Origin of the sequence: Paenibacillus lupini (assembly GCF_011761355.1) — a bacterium.
Classification (GTDB): Bacteria; Bacillota; Bacilli; order Paenibacillales; family Paenibacillaceae; genus Pristimantibacillus; species Pristimantibacillus lupini.
This window is the reverse complement of the sequence record NZ_JAASRW010000013.1, coordinates 23468-39118: the sequence shown is the minus strand read 5'-3', so window position 1 is coordinate 39118 and position 15651 is coordinate 23468. Positions and strand designations below refer to the sequence as shown.

Genomic DNA, 15651 nt, shown 5'->3' with positions numbered 1-15651 from the left:
GAGGCTGTTTCTGTGATCCCAACAATGACTAATCTGCCGGTGATCCGTCCGTCGAATGGCGGTGGGGTATTAGGGCAGACTTTTTCTTTGTTTATAAAAAATGCCTTGGCGCTGCTGCTTATCACTGCAATCACCATCGTTCCGGTTCAACTAATCTCCAATTATGGATTTCCCTTTGAGTTCAAATTGTTGAGTTATTCGATCCGGGACGTCATAATCTCGATTATTTTTTTAACACTCTTAATACCGGTTGTGGTTCATTATCTGATCGAGAGACTGCGGGGCGGCAAAGCCAGCGTCGCTCAGGCATATCGGTGGGGGCTGAGCAAATGGCTGCGAATGATCATGTATGACTTTCTTCAAAACGTCATACTCACAGCCGGCCTTCTATTGTTTGTTATCCCAGGCTTGTTCATGTACGTACGTCTGTTGCTGCTGCCGATCGTTGTCGCCATCGAGAATACTTCCGTGACAAATCCGCTTGAGACCAGCCGTAATATGGCCAAAGGGCAATTTTGGGGCTTTATTGGCTATAGTATTGTAATCAACGGATTTACTATTTTGGTCACCTGGGTCACAGGGGAATTATTTATTTCACTTGATTTCATAAACGGTATTTCCGTTACGCTTTTTTATCTATTTATCAATTGGATATCTTTGCTTGGGATCATTTTGACTCTGGTTTTGTATTTAAAAATAAAGTCCGAACAGAATTCGGCGGCTGCCCAGCAGAATAATTGAATCAAAAAGAGCATTTCTCGTCAAAGAGGAATGCTCTTTCTTTTTGCACATAACAATAAACATCAGTGAAATATCAGTAACAATTTATTGTAAAACGATAAACCGTATGCTAAATTTAACCCTGAATTATAGAAAGGGAGGGCTTGTAAGTGGAACAACTACAGCAATCAAACGCAATATGGCTCTACCGGATTAAGCAGCTTTTTATATTCGGCTATCGCCAGGCGATGTCTTGTATATTCCCGGTTATCATCTTTGCAACACTTGCGCTGACGAAGGTCGTATCGATTCCATACTTCCACCGCTACGATCTGCTACTCCTGATCTGCCTGATTGCCCAAGTCGGCATGGTGGCGTTTAAGCTGGAGACAATCGACGAGCTGAAAGTTATTTGTATGTTCCATATCATAGGGCTGCTGCTGGAGTTGTACAAAGTTCATATGGGGTCATGGTCATATCCGGGGGAAGGTTGGTCGAAGCTGCTGGGAGTACCGCTGTACAGCGGGTTTATGTATGCGAGTGTAGCAAGTTATATATGCCAGGCTTGGAGGCGTTTGTCCATCTCCGTGTACGGCTGGCCTAGGCAATGGTATACGGTTCTTCTTAGCGCTGCGATCTATTTGAACTTCTTTACACATCACTATTTGTGGGATTTTCGTTGGGCGCTCACGATATTGCTCATCATTGTGTTTTACCGTACTTCGTTTACCTACAGGGTTGGCGACCGAACGTACCGCATGCCTGTCATCTTATCTTTCTTACTCATCGGGTTCTTCATCTGGCTCGCAGAAAATATTTCAACGTTTATGGGCGCATGGGCGTATCCTGATCAGGAGCATACCTGGCAGTTGGTTCATCTTAGCAAAATCAGCTCCTGGTTCCTGCTTGTCGTCATTAGTGTAATTATTGTCGCCCAGCTTAAGCATGTAAAAAGTGCCAGAGATGGAGGTAGTCCTCCTCTCTAGTGAAATATGAAAGAGTTGCCTGCCAATCCTGTTCTAAAGTTCGTCCCACCCCCATAAGCTAGTCTCAAGCTATGCTTTCGAAGTGGAGGGACGAGTCAATGGTAGAACAAAGTAAGGGGCAGAAGCGCCAGGAAGTCAAAATGCTGAATCGCAAGCTGCTCGAAATCACTGGCGTATTGAATGTGGAAAGCTTCGACAGCGAAGAGTTTCTACTCGATACCGAGCTTGGCTTCCTGATGATAAAAGGACAAAACCTGCATATTAAGCATCTTAACCTGGAGCAGAATCTGGTTGCGATAGAGGGGCTTGTCCATTCGCTCGCCTACTTGGACGGCAATGCCTCTACCAAAACAAAAGGCTTGTTCGGGAAGCTGTTCAAGTGACCTCATTAAGCCTACAGTTCTTCACAATGGGGATGATGCTGCTGACAGGCATCGGACTAGGCGTAATCTTCGATGGCTATCGGGTCGTGTCGAATGAGCTGCGCTTCCCGCGCTGGTCGCTGCCGGTACTCGATTTGGTGTACTGGCTGGCCGCATCGCTCCTTGTGTTCCGAGTGCTTTACGCCAGCAACTACGGCGAGGTGCGGGCGTATGTATTTATTGGAATGTTGATTGGGATTCTTAGTTATTACTGGCTGCTAAGCAAACCGGTTATTCGTATTGTAAAATGGCTGATTGAAGCGGTACGAGCTTTGATTGGTTTCTCGATACGGACGTTTGATCTCCTTATTGTAAAGCCGATCATTCTTCTATACCGATTTATTCGTGTCTTAATCGGATTTGGGACCGCACTCACTATTTTCCTGTTAAAAATTGTGCTACAATTGATTCGTCCTTTCTGGCTGCTGTTCAGATTTTTGCTAAGTCCGCTTACTCGTCTGCTATGGCGATGGCTTGGACCACATGTAGCAAAGCTGAAGTTTAAAGAAAGATGGGACAAGATTATATCGAGCGTCATTAAGCTTTGGAGACGCTTATTTTAACGAAGCCTATGCTTTCGAAGCATGAATCATCACATTGGCTTCATAATGGCCATTTGGGTGATTATTCATTATTAGGAGGTTAAAACGTTATGACGACTGCCACAGCCAATCAATCGACAGGGAACGCCGGCTCCAAACGCCGTTTGCGGATATGGGCGATGTTCATCACTCTATTTTTGTGCTGGGCGGCGTATACATTCCTGGGACAAATGAAGGATGCACGCGCAACACAGGTGCAGCTGACGGAGATCAAGAATCAGGTAGATGATTCCACTCAGAAATCCAAAGTCCTCCAGCAACAGATTGATAGACTTAACGATCCGGAATATATAAGACAACTCGCAACCAAAGACCAAGGGATGGTAACTCCTGGTGAACAACAGATTCAGGTCATTAAATAGACGCAACAACGGGTGAACGTCTGTTGACCTTGCTTTGACGATTAAGTTATAATCACGATAGTAACGCTATTTAGCTTAGGGAGGAACATTTTATTTTATGGCAATTGAAGTAGGGGCCAAGTTAGAAGGCAAAGTGACAGGCATAACGCATTTCGGAGCATTCGTCGATTTGTCCGGGGGTGTCACAGGGCTCGTTCACATCTCGGAAATTGCCGACAACTACGTCAAAGACGTGAAGGATCACCTGAAAATTGACGATGTTGTTAAAGTCAAAGTGATCAACGTTGATAAAGACGGCAAGATCGGACTTTCCATTAAACAGGCAGTTGACCGGCCTGAAGGCCAAGCACCACCACAACGCGAGCCACGCCCAAGTGGTGGCGGTGGTGGAGGTTTTAACCGTGGAGGCGGCGGCGGCGGTGGTCAAGACCGTGGTGGACGTCCATTCAACAAGCAGTCAGCTGGCAGACCGTCTTACAACAAACCGTCATTCGAGGATAAAATGTCTCGCTTCCTGAAGGATAGCGAAGAACGGATTTCCTCCCTGAAGAAAAATACCGAAGGCAAACGCGGCGGACGCGGTGCTAAACGAGTCTAAGCTGGATTTTATACAATCATATGAGAGCAGAACCTAAACGGTTCTGCTTTTTTATTTTTAAAAAATATAGTTATTTCCCCGATACTCTTAGCAATCCCGACAGCAGAAAACAAAGATTTGCAGGCAGCAAAAGGCAGGGCGCGACGTTTTTTGTTGAAGTGTCTTATGTGCCAATAGTCTTGTGTCAGGTTTAAAGCCAGTTCTGGCGCGGTTTTGAAAGCGTTGACAATTTGTGGATGCTGAATTTAACTTTGTCGGAAAAAACTTTTGCACGCCCACGGTAAACTGACAAACTTCATACGGACATGCTCCTATAATTGGAAACACAATAAACCAGAATAGGTGGTGTTCGAGATGAAGAAAGAAAATGTGATTATGTTTCCTGCAGGAGAGCAACAAATGGGGTGGGGAAGTTCCATAATGGATAAGGGGCGTGGGTGGTTATCATCACGAAGCGTTGTCCAGCTCGTTCTTGCGAAGAAGTGGACCATTATGCTTGTCGCGCTGGGCTTTCTACTTGGACGAGCTGTCATTCTGGAATCGCTTATGCCCTTTGCTGCCGCGTACTTCGCGGTTATCTACTTCTTACGCAAGGATGCCTTCGGCTGGACGGCAGTATCCCTTATTGCCGGGAGTTGGTTCGCCGTTACGCCAGCACCCTTATGGATCGGGATGGAGCTGGCCGTTCTATTTCTATTATTTAAAGGCCTGGAAGCATACGAAAAAGCGGAGCTTGGGACCGCACCCTTACTCGTCTTTATCTCCACCCTGGTTGTGCAGCTATTTGGACTCTTCATAGGAGATGTGATGAATTGGTATAACTTTATGATGGTTGTGGTGGAAGCGGCGCTCAGCTTCGTGCTTACGCTTGTCTTTATACAAGCGATACCGGTGCTGACCATGTCGAAGAAGACCGCATCCCTTAAGAATGAGGAAATTATATGTCTAATGATTCTGCTTGCCTCCGTTATGACCGGGGCGGTAGGCTGGCAAATATACGGTCTTTCTGTTGAACATATTATGTCACGATTCTTGTTGCTGCTCTTTGCGCTGGCAGGAGGGGCACCGCTAGGCGCCTGTGTAGGCGTAGTGGCGGGTCTTATTTTAAGTCTCGCTGACTTTAATGCCGTTGTGCAGATGAGCCTGCTGGCTTTCGCCGGGCTGCTCGCTGGACTATTGAGGGAAGGCGGCAAAGCCGCTGTTGCCTTCGGTATGCTGCTTGGCACCTCGATCCTTGCCGTTTATGTCGGCAGTGGATCAGATGTGATGACCTCCACATGGGAATCTGTGGCAGCAGCTGTACTACTTATGCTTACCCCAAAAATTATGATTCGAACCATCGCCCGTTATGTGCCTGGCACAAACGAGCATGCCAAGTCGCAGCATGAGTATGCCAAACGTGTGCGCGATGTAACAGCGGAGCGGGTCTCACAATATTCAGAAGTATTCCGCCAGCTTTCCCGCAGCTTCGGACAGCTGAACGGAGCAGCTGCGCCTGTGAAGAAGGAGGAGGAAGTTAATCATTTTATGCAGGCAGTATCTGCGCGAAGCTGTGAAGGCTGCCACAGGAACCGAGCTTGCTGGGAGGGCAAGTACTATCAAACGTATCAAATGATGAAGGATATGATCTCAGCGGTGGAGGAGGACCGCGTACCTACGCATAATATGCCTCGCACATGGGCTTCTCATTGCTCAAAGCCAGCGCAAGTGCTTGGCATTATAGAGCAGGAGTACGAGCTTTATAAGAATGATATGCACTGGAAGAAACAAATATTCGATTCCAGGCAGCTTGTTGCGGATCAATTATCGGGCGTGTCACAGGTTATGGAGGATTTGGCACACGAAATTAAAAGGGAGGGACAAACGCTTCATTTGCAGGAAGAACAAATTAGGGAAGCATTGGAGGGACTGGGATTATCGATTCAGGAGCTGGAAGTCATTAATTTGGAAGAGGGGAATGTGGAAATCGAATTGTATCATCATTTCAGCAGGGGGCATAACGAATGCCGCAAAATTATTGCTCCGCTCTTATCCGATATTCTCGGCGAGCATGTGGCCGTCAAGTCGGAGAGACCACCTGAGAAGAATGGAGAGCCGACACTTGTTGTGTTCGGATCAGCCAAGGAGTTTGAGGTGGAGACAGGCATAGCCGGGGCAGCGAAGGGCGGAGACTTGCTGTCGGGAGACAGCTTCAGCATGGTCGAGCTTGGCAACGGCAAGTTCGCTGTAGCGATCAGTGATGGAATGGGTAATGGGGAGCGGGCGCGGCAGGAGAGCAGCGCGGCGCTGTCGATTCTGCAGCAGCTGCTGAAGTCCGGGATGGATGAGAAGCTGGCGATAAAATCTGTGAACTCCATCCTGCTGCTTAGGTCGCCGGATGAAGTGTTCGCGACGATTGATCTAGCCATGATTGATCTGTACACGGCGAAGACCACCTTTATGAAGATTGGCTCGACGCCAAGCTTTATTAAACGAGGAAGCGAGGTAATTCCAGTATCGGCGAATAATTTGCCGGTTGGTATTTTACAGGACATTGATTTCGATCTGATTTCTATGCCGCTGCAGCCTGGTGATACGATTGTCATGATGAGTGACGGTATTTATGACGCACCGGGTCATGCCGTCAATAAGGAGATGTGGATGAAACGGATCCTTCAGGAGCTGAAGACAGATGACCCGCAGGAGATGGCGGATGCTCTGCTTGAAACCGTCGTAAGGCACCATGAAGGGGATATAAATGATGATATGACGGTGCTTGTGGCACGGATCGATAAACATTTGCCGGAATGGGCGTCCTTCCGCTGGCCTGGGCTTACTAGGCTCGAACGACCTCGTACGGTTAGTTAAAGGGGGCACATGGGAGATGGGCGAATGCAGGCTCTTAGGCTGAAGCGCAGCAGGCTGCGCTTCAGCCTAAGAGCCTTTTTGCTGCTTTACTAGAGTCAATTGTTTGTCCGTTCAATAGAGCGGCAGCATAATTTCTCGGGAAATAGGGCAATCTAGCGGTTTATCCCTCGCTTCAAAAGGCAAAACTGATAGAGAGGTTATGCTGTTTGAAGAGGAGGCAATAAAGATGAAGCAAATTTTGCTAGTGACCGATGGCTGCTCGAATGTCGGCATGAGTCCGGTTGTAGCGGCTGCACATGCCAAGGCCGAAGGAATTGCCGTTAATGTTGTAGGTATTTTGGATTATGGTGATGTAGGAGAGCTTGGCGCGTCGGAGATTGAGGAAGTCGCCCGAGCCGGAGGTGGCCTCAGCAGGCTGGTGGATACACGGCAGCTGTCGCAAACGGTTCAGATGATGACGCGGAAAACAGCGGTACAAACGATACAACTGGCTGTGCAGAGGGAATTGAAGCAGGTGCTTGGCAATGGCTCCATTGAGGCGCTGCCGCCGGAGAAGCGCAGTGAGGTTGTTAGGGTCATTGATGAGCTTGGGGAGACGTCGAAGCTGCAGGTAGCCCTGCTGATTGACGCTAGTGCCAGTATGAAGCCAAAGCTTCGCGCAGTGGAAGAAGCGATCCATGACTTGATGTTAAGTCTGCAGGCACGTCAAGGCCATAGCGAGATTGCCGTTTTTCATTTTCCAAGCACGAAGTATGGAGAAGACTGTAAGCTCGACCTGAGCTGGACCGATAATTTGAAAGGTATTTCTTCCATATTTACAAAATTGCCAATGAGCGGCACGACACCTACAGGCCCGGCGATTATGCAGGTCATTGATTTTTACCGGCAGGGGGATTATGGTAAGAAGAGCAATGACGATGAAACGGATGGGATTATGAGTGACTACGTCGTTTAAGTTGAGTCTCCGCCGCGGTACGATTGTGACGGGAAAGTGGAAGAATGCCCGTTATCGTGTCGAGCGGCTGCTTGGAGAGGGAGCGAACGGCAAGGTTTATCTCGTTCATGCTGACCGCGGCTGGTGCGCACTCAAGGTAGGAATGGATGCGGTTGATCTGCAGTCAGAGATTAATGTACTGCAGGCACTCGAGAAGCAAGATCGGAAGTTGACCTATCTTTATGATGTGGACGATCTTCTCGGGCCGGACGGCAAAGAATATCCTTTCTATATTATGAGGTACGTACGTGGAGTAACGATTTCGGAATTTTTGACGAAAAACGGACCGGAGTGGTTTCCGCTCATTGGTCTGAACCTGCTTGGCAAGCTTGCTGAGCTGCATCGTAAGGGCTGGGTATTTGGCGATTTGAAGATCGATAATGTACTCACCGCTGATTATGGGTATGTTGAGCTGGTTGATTATGGCGGTGTCACCGCGATGGGTAAAGGGATAAGGCAATTTACCGAGATTTATGACCGGGGTTATTGGAACGCAGGCTCACGATCGGCAGATGCCAGATACGATCTCTTTTCTTTTGCAGTGCTCTGCATCATGCTTCATGAACCAAAGAAGCTGCAGGCGCTGACAGCAGGGCTGCCGCAGACCCGTTCGACAGAAGAGCTGGAGCGCCTTGTTAGCGAGTGCAAAGGGCTGACTCCTGTAGCTGGCTGGTTAAAGCAAGCGATGGCGGGAAGGTTCTACGATGCGGCTGAAGGGGCAGAAGCATGGAGAAGACTGCTGCACCGCAGAGACACGCGAATCAGCCCAAAATCACCAGGGTGGTTAAAGGGGCTTGCCGCTGTATCCGCGGTAGTACTGGGGATCTCGGTTTACTGGCTGCTTCGCGGGGGTATATAAAGGAAGTTGGACATTGGATTTGAAATATAGGGACGGGGAGATACATAAGCAATGGAAATGGGGGACCATAAGCTGCTGCCTGACATGTTGAGGTATGCAGCGACTGAACAGCTATGGTCGAAAGGCGACCGAATCGTGGCTGCCGTATCCGGCGGTCCCGATTCTATGGCTCTGCTTCATCTGCTATGCGCAGCAGCGAAGCAAGATGAGCTCACGATCATAGCTGCCCATGTGAATCACGGCTTCCGGAAGGAAGAATCAAGGCATGAGGCGGAGATTGTACGCCAATATGCAGCGAAGCTTGGTGTATCCTTCGAGATGATTGAGCTGGATATGCCGGCTTACATAGAAGAAACCGGAATGAACGCCTCGTCCGCGTCACGTGAGAAGCGCTATGCCTTTCTGCATGACATAGCAGCTAAGTATAAAGCTTCGGCTATCGCGCTGGCGCATCATGCCGATGATCAGGCAGAGACGGTGCTCATGCATATCATCCGTGGAGCAGGTTTGACAGGCCTCTCAGGTATGGCTGCGAAACGTACTGAAAAAAACGTGGAACTTATACGTCCATTACTTCGTATGAACAAGTCAGACATTGTACGCTATTGTACGGAGCAGGATATTCCGTATTGCCTCGACAGCAGCAACAATGAGAAATATTATTTTCGTAATGTCGTTCGGCTTGATGTTATACCGTATCTTTCACAATATAATCCCCAGCTCACTCATTCTCTCCGGAGAATGGCTGATGTAGCAGGGGCGGAAGACGAATGGATGGAGAATGAAGCGCAGAAGCTGCTTGTTGAACTTGTATCGCTGACTCCGGGCGAATGCAAGATGGATGCTGGTACGCTCTCAGGTCTTCATGTCGCTTTACAAAGAAGATTGATTAAACTAATATTAAATTATCTTTCGCAGGATGCAGAAATTGGATCCTTTGTAGCGATTGAGACCATGCGGCTTGCGGCAGCTTCTGCAGCCCCGAGTACCTGGCGGTATGATGCCGGCTCGGGTGTTCGATGCATCCGTGAGTATAGCAGCATCCGGTGGGTTCGAGTGCTTAATGCTGCTGCGGCGATTATGTCCGAAGCCTATGCACACGTCATTCCCCGTGATTCCGCTGACATGCGGGTAACAGCTGGAGGTCGTACGCTGTATATCGAGCATAGCAAACGGGGCGAGGCGGTTAAGCCGGCAGGCAGAAACGAGGTTTGCTTCGATGCGGAGAGTCTGGTTTTTCCGCTTACAGTACGTAATCGGCGGCCGGGTGACCGAATTCAAGTTTTAGGATTAAACGGCTCCAAAAAAGTGCAAGATATGTTCGTTGACGAAAAGATCGCGCCATCCGAGCGTGAGCGTTATCCGCTTCTGGTTGATGCGGACGACCGCTTGCTTTGGGTACCGGGCATCAGACGTTCGAGCCATGCGCTAACCGATCATGAGACAACGGACTTCCTGTTCATTCGAATAGAGAACGAATAAGAAGCACTGCTGTATTCATAATTATAAAGTGAAAGATATAGGAGGATTTACATTTTGTTGAACGATATTAAAGAGGTACTCTATGACGAAGGACAAATTAGGGCGAAAGTGAAGGAACTCGGCGAGACACTTAGCCGTGACTTCGATGGGCGTAATCCGCTCGTTATTTGCGTCCTCAAAGGTGCATTTATATTCATGTCCGATCTGGTTAAAGAGATGCCCATAAAACTTGAGATCGACTTTATGGCCGTATCAAGCTATGGAGCTTCGACCAAATCATCTGGTGTCGTCAAGATTATTAAAGATCTTGATGCTTCTGTAGAAGGTCGCGATGTGCTGATCGTCGAAGATATTATTGACAGCGGTCTGACACTCAGCTACCTGATTGATGTTCTGGAGCGCCGCAATGCCAAGTCCGTAACTGTTGCAACGCTGTTCGATAAGCCAGCACGCCGTTCGGTCGATCTGGAAGCGGACTACACAGGCTTCTCATTGCCGGATGAATTTGTTGTGGGCTACGGCCTCGACTATGCAGAGAAGTACCGCAATCTTCCGTTCATTGGCATTCTGAAACCGGAAGTTTACGAGAAATAGAATTTGCGGTTACGCCGGCATGCCTCCCCTTCATCTTGGTTCTATTGAGATGGAAAGTCATGCTATGTTAAAATATTAGAAGCGTCTTGAGAGGAGGTAGGGGATGAATCGGATCATCCGCAATACTGGATTTTATTTGATCATCTTTTTAGTAACGGTTGGGATTATTCAGTTTATCAGCAGCCAGAATAATACTACCGTCGGAATTCGATACGATCAGCTTCGCCAAGCCATCAGTTCAAACAACGTAGAAGAGCTGACCGTGAAGTACGATGGTTATACTTACTTGGTTTCCGGTAAATATAAAGAGCCGCCTGCAGACTCGAAGAACGGGGAAAAACAGTTCTCATCGAGGGTAGGTTTGGAAGCAGGCGAAGATATTCTCGCCGCAGAGAAACAATACGGATTTAAGCTCAACTATAAGCCAATGGATACACCAAGCATCTGGCTTACGTTCCTTACTTCCATTATTCCGTTTGTGATCATATTTATTTTGTTCTTCTTCCTTATGAATCAAGCTCAGGGCGGCGGCGGCAAAGTGATGAACTTTGGCAAAAGCCGTGCAAGGCTGTACAACGAAGAGAAGAAGCGCATCACGTTTGAGGATGTGGCAGGTGCCGACGAAGAGAAGCAAGAGCTTGTCGAAGTTGTTGACTTCCTGAAGGATCCTCGCAAATTTAACGTGGTTGGCGCACGTATTCCGAAGGGCGTATTGCTTGTGGGTCCTCCGGGTACTGGTAAAACGCTTCTTGCCCGCGCTGTAGCAGGCGAAGCTGGCGTTCCATTCTTCAGCATCTCCGGTTCGGACTTCGTGGAAATGTTCGTCGGTGTCGGCGCATCCCGTGTCCGTGATTTGTTCGAGAATGCGAAGAAAAATGCACCATGTATCATCTTTATTGATGAGATTGACGCAGTTGGTCGTCAACGTGGCGCCGGTCTTGGTGGCGGTCATGACGAGCGTGAGCAAACGCTCAACCAATTGCTCGTTGAGATGGATGGCTTTGGTGCGAACGAAGGCATTATTATCGTCGCAGCGACGAACCGTCCGGATATTCTTGACCCGGCACTTCTTCGTCCAGGACGTTTCGACCGTCAAATTACGGTTGACCGCCCAGATGTGAAAGGCCGTGAAGCCGTACTTAAAGTACATGCTCGCAACAAGCCGCTTAATAATGATGTTAAGCTGGATGTTATTGCGAAGCGTACGACTGGCTTTACTGGTGCGGATCTGGAGAACCTGCTTAACGAAGCAGCCCTCCTTGCAGCCCGCCGTAATAAGAAAGATATCGGTATGCGTGAAGTTGATGAAGCGATTGACCGCGTTATTGTTGGTACGGAGAAGAAGAGCCGTGTCATCAGCGACCGCGAGAAGCGTATCGTCGCTTACCACGAAGCAGGTCATACCATTGTTGGCTACTTCCTGGAGCATGCTGACATGGTTCATAAAGTTACGATTATTCCACGCGGACGCGCTGGCGGTTATGTCATTATGCTTCCGAAGGAAGATCGTATGCTGGTAACGAAGCAAGAGCTGCTTGATAAAGTAACAGGCCTGCTTGGCGGGCGTGTTGCGGAAGAGTTGTTTATCGGCGAGATTGGTACTGGCGCTTACAGCGACTTCAAGCAAGCTACCGGCATCGTACGCAGCATGATTATGGAATACGGTATGAGTGATAAGCTTGGTCCGATGCAGTTCGGCCAAACGCAGGGCCAAGTATTCTTGGGTCGTGATCTTGGTCATGAACAGAACTACTCGGATAAGATTGCTTATGAGATTGACCAAGAAATGCAAAACTTTATCAATGATTGCTACACTCGTGCGAAGCAATTGTTGACTGAGAAGAGCAGAGAAGTACATTTGATTGCTCAAACGCTGCTTAAAGAAGAAACGCTTGAGCTTGAGCAAATCAAGAATTTGATCGAATCCGGCGAGATCGTTGGCGGAGAAGAGCCTTCTGGAGAAGGAAACGCTGCGGCTGAATCTTCTTCCGAACCTATCGTGGATACGATTGGCGGCGTGAAGGTTCGTATTCAAACCCGTGATGCGGGCGAGATTACACCTCCTGAGCTGGACGAACAAAAACCAGACGACGAAGATCCAAATAAAGGATCATAATGACAGAACAGCTGTCCTATGTTTGCTAATTGCAGGCGAAGGGCAGCTGTTTTTTGTGCGTGTACGGTTTAAATGTTCGGATTTAAGGGGTAATAATAAGCATGCAAATTGTTTTGTGTGAGTTATTTGTGCGAATATTCCGAACAAAACTCGCACAAATGTTACATAACAAGGGTGACAAATTGTGAACATAATTTCTGTGTTAAATTAGTTGACATAATGTGATTGACGGCTGTTAGATTGTAATTATAATTAGGAGAATAGTGGCGGTGGACATCAAGAATAATAAAGATAGTGCGATGCCCTAAACAAATAAAAGGCAGGGGAGAGAACAGGAATGAAAAAACAAGTTAGTTTAATGCTTATGATTATCCTGGCGCTGACAGTAGTCTTGTCCGCATGTGGTAACAAGAACGAGAACAGTAACAATACAAACACAGGCGGCAATGCAGAGACTGCATCCCCGGACACTTCTGAAGCACCGGCTTCCAAGCTGAAGATCGGTATGGCAACAGATGTTGGCGGCGTAAATGACAAATCCTTTAACCAAAGCGCATGGGAAGCTCTGAAGAAAGTAACAGCTGATACCGGCGCAGAGAGTAAATACCTTGAAAGTAAAAGTGATGCAGACATGGAGCCTAATCTTAGGGCGTTCGTATCTGAGAAATATGATCTGACTTGGGGCATTGGTTTCCTCTTCTCGGATGCGATGACTAAGGTAGCTAAGGAAAACCCAGATTCCAAATTCGGACTAATTGATGCAACACCAACGGAAGCACTGCCAAACGTTGAATCGGTTGCGTTTGCTGAGAACGAAGGTTCCTTCCTGGTTGGTGTAGTTGCTGGTTTGATGACAAAAACGAATAAAATCGGTTTTGTAGGCGGCATGGAAATTCCAGTTATTAAAAAATTCGAAGCAGGCTTCAAAGCGGGGATCGAAGCGGTTAACCCTGAAGCTGCGAAAAGCATGAAAATTAACTATGTAGGTGACTTCTCGAAGCCTGACCTTGGTAAACAAGCGGCTGCAACGATGTATGATGCTGGCGTCGACATCATCTTCCATGCATCGGGCGCATCCGGTAACGGTGTGTTCAATGAAGCGAAGACTCGTAAAGATGCTGGTAAAGACGTATGGGTAATCGGCGTAGATAAAGACCAATCGCTTGAATTCGGTGACGAAATCACACTGACTTCGATGATGAAAGGTGTAGAAGCTGCAGTTTATAAAGTATCGAAAGATCTGATCGACGGTAATTGGAAAGGCGGTCAAGTCGTTACGCTTGGTCTGAAAGACAACGGCGTAGGCTTGCCAGATACTTCGACGAAAAACGTACCAGCTGATGTACTTGCAAAAGTTGAAGAGTACAAACAAAAAATCATCAGCGGCGAGATTAAAGTGCCTACTGAATAATTTTCAGATGAAAATTATTTGAAGTCGCTGTCTCAAGGCAAGGCCGGCACCAGCCGGTCTTGTCCTTTTTTGCCATAGAGGTAGAAAACCGGGGGGATGATGAAGGTATGGACCGGAGCACAACGGCTGTTGAACTAAAAGGGATTACGAAGCGTTTTCCAGGATTAGTGGCCAATGACAACATCAATTTTGAACTAAAAAAGGGCGAGATTCATGCTCTGCTTGGCGAGAACGGCGCGGGCAAATCGACGCTGATGAATATTCTGTTTGGCTTGTATCAGCCGGAAGAAGGCGAGATTTGGGTCAATGGCAACAAAACCGTTATTGACGGAGCAGGTAAGGCAATTGAACTTGGGATCGGCATGGTCCATCAGCATTTCAAGCTTGTGCAGCCGTTTACGGTAGCGGAAAATATCGTGCTTGGCAATGAACCGTCTAAGTTTGGATTTTTAAAATATAAAAAAGCAAATGTAAAAGTTCGGGAGCTCTCCGAACGTTATGGATTGAAAGTAGAGCCGCAGGTGCGGATTAAAGATATTACAGTGGGCATGCAGCAACGGGTCGAGATTCTAAAAACCTTGTACCGCGGTGCGGATATTCTGATCTTCGACGAGCCTACAGCGGTTCTGACGGTACAGGAAATTGAAGAGCTTATTCAAATTTTGCGCAATCTGTCGGCTGAAGGCAAATCAATCATTCTCATTACCCATAAGTTGAAAGAGGTTATGGCGCTTGCGGATACCGTAACGGTTATCCGAAGAGGTAAGGTTATTCGTACCCTTCCAACCTCAGAAACAAATGAACGGCATTTGGCTGAATTGATGGTCGGCAGAGACGTCACCTTCGAAGTCGAGAAATCGAAACAGGAGCCTGGCGATGTTGTGCTGTCCGTTGATTCGCTTCGTATGAAAGGTGATCAAGGGAAACAGGTGCTGGATGGTATCAGCCTTGATGTACGAGCTGGCGAGATTCTCGGTATTGCAGGTGTAGACGGGAACGGTCAAAGTGAACTGGTTTATGCGATTACTGGAATGAGAGGCTTGTCAGGCGGGAGCGTTAAGATGAACGGCCGGGATATTACGAATCGCTCGCCGCGCCAAATATCACTCTCCGGTGTAAGCCATATTCCAGAGGACCGTCATAAGCATGGTCTGGTGCTTGATTTTACGCTAAGTGAGAATATGATTCTGGGCAGTTACTTTGATCCGCAATTCGGCAAGAACGGCTTTATCGATTTCAAAGCGATGGATGTACTGGCAGATAAACTTGTTAATGAGTTTGATGTTCGTGGTTCAGGTATTCATGCGAAAGCTCGGTCGTTGTCCGGCGGTAACCAGCAGAAGGCAATCATTGCCCGGGAGTTGTGGAAAAATCCAGATCTCTTAATTGCTGTACAACCTACCCGGGGGCTTGATATTGGTGCAATTGAGTACGTACATAAACGGCTCATTGAAGCACGTAACCAAGGAAAAGCTATTCTGCTTATTTCCTTTGAGCTGGATGAACTGTATTCCTTGTCCGATCGAATTGCCGTTATGTACGAAGGACGCTTGATGGGTGAAGTGGATGCTGATCATCGTGACGATCAACAGCTTGGCCTGATGATGGCTGGTGATGCAGCAGCAGCTGCTACAGCAGAAGGGAGGGGATAGTACGAT

14 protein-coding genes are annotated in these 15651 nt (G+C 47.8%); all 14 read left to right on the top strand.

What is annotated here, in order from left to right; genetic code table 11:
- Window positions 1–12: 12 nt before the first annotated feature.
- The 14 genes from FHS17_RS28885 to FHS17_RS28820 all read left to right on the top strand — a co-directional run bounded on the left by FHS17_RS28885 (window position 13) and on the right by FHS17_RS28820 (window position 15645).
- The gene (locus tag FHS17_RS28885) at window positions 13–741 is read left to right on the top strand and encodes a hypothetical protein (RefSeq protein WP_167282716.1); all 729 of its coding nucleotides are present in this window, start codon (window positions 13–15) and stop codon (window positions 739–741) included.
- Window positions 742–890: 149 nt separating this feature from the next.
- Window positions 891–1706 carry a DUF817 domain-containing protein gene (locus FHS17_RS28880; RefSeq protein WP_341805938.1) on the top strand — a complete coding sequence of 272 codons (816 nt, stop codon included), beginning with the start codon at window positions 891–893 and terminating at the stop codon, window positions 1704–1706.
- 98 nt (window positions 1707–1804) lie between these two features.
- On the top strand, window positions 1805–2089 hold the full coding sequence (yabP, locus tag FHS17_RS28875) for a sporulation protein YabP (RefSeq protein WP_091190555.1): 285 nt from the start codon (window positions 1805–1807) through the stop codon (window positions 2087–2089).
- Complete coding sequence (gene yabQ / locus FHS17_RS28870) at window positions 2086–2691, top strand: spore cortex biosynthesis protein YabQ (RefSeq protein ID WP_167282714.1); 606 nt, start codon at window positions 2086–2088, stop codon at window positions 2689–2691. The genes yabP and yabQ overlap by 4 nt, the downstream gene beginning before the upstream one ends.
- Before the next feature lie 89 nt (window positions 2692–2780).
- The gene (locus tag FHS17_RS28865; protein WP_167282712.1) at window positions 2781–3092 is read left to right on the top strand and encodes an FtsB family cell division protein; all 312 of its coding nucleotides are present in this window, start codon (window positions 2781–2783) and stop codon (window positions 3090–3092) included.
- 97 nt (window positions 3093–3189) lie between these two features.
- Window positions 3190–3690: a S1 domain-containing RNA-binding protein gene (locus tag FHS17_RS28860; protein WP_167282710.1), complete on the top strand. Its 501-nt coding sequence runs from the start codon at window positions 3190–3192 to the stop codon at window positions 3688–3690.
- Between the two features lie 354 nt (window positions 3691–4044).
- Complete coding sequence (spoIIE, locus tag FHS17_RS28855) at window positions 4045–6537, top strand: stage II sporulation protein E (RefSeq protein ID WP_167282708.1); 2493 nt, start codon at window positions 4045–4047, stop codon at window positions 6535–6537.
- A gap of 226 nt (window positions 6538–6763) precedes the next feature.
- Window positions 6764–7492, top strand: a complete 729-nt coding sequence (locus FHS17_RS28850; protein ID WP_167282706.1) for a vWA domain-containing protein — start codon at window positions 6764–6766, stop codon at window positions 7490–7492.
- Window positions 7476–8390 carry a protein kinase domain-containing protein gene (locus FHS17_RS28845; RefSeq protein WP_167282704.1) on the top strand — a complete coding sequence of 305 codons (915 nt, stop codon included), beginning with the start codon at window positions 7476–7478 and terminating at the stop codon, window positions 8388–8390. Before FHS17_RS28850 ends, FHS17_RS28845 begins: the two co-directional genes overlap by 17 nt.
- 51 nt (window positions 8391–8441) lie before the next feature.
- A complete protein-coding gene (gene tilS / locus FHS17_RS28840; protein ID WP_167282702.1) occupies window positions 8442–9872 on the top strand; it encodes a tRNA lysidine(34) synthetase TilS in 1431 nt (476 codons plus the stop codon).
- A 54-nt stretch (window positions 9873–9926) separates the two neighbouring features.
- On the top strand, window positions 9927–10466 hold the full coding sequence (gene hpt / locus FHS17_RS28835) for a hypoxanthine phosphoribosyltransferase (RefSeq protein ID WP_091190571.1): 540 nt from the start codon (window positions 9927–9929) through the stop codon (window positions 10464–10466).
- A gap of 103 nt (window positions 10467–10569) precedes the next feature.
- Window positions 10570–12582 (top strand): ATP-dependent zinc metalloprotease FtsH, encoded by a 2013-nt coding sequence (gene ftsH, locus FHS17_RS28830; protein WP_167282700.1) that lies wholly within the window; start codon window positions 10570–10572, stop codon window positions 12580–12582.
- 337 nt (window positions 12583–12919) lie between these two features.
- Window positions 12920–13993 carry a BMP family lipoprotein gene (locus FHS17_RS28825; RefSeq protein ID WP_167282698.1) on the top strand — a complete coding sequence of 358 codons (1074 nt, stop codon included), beginning with the start codon at window positions 12920–12922 and terminating at the stop codon, window positions 13991–13993.
- A gap of 107 nt (window positions 13994–14100) precedes the next feature.
- Window positions 14101–15645: an ABC transporter ATP-binding protein gene (locus FHS17_RS28820; RefSeq protein ID WP_167282696.1), complete on the top strand. Its 1545-nt coding sequence runs from the start codon at window positions 14101–14103 to the stop codon at window positions 15643–15645.
- Window positions 15646–15651: the final 6 nt, after the last annotated feature.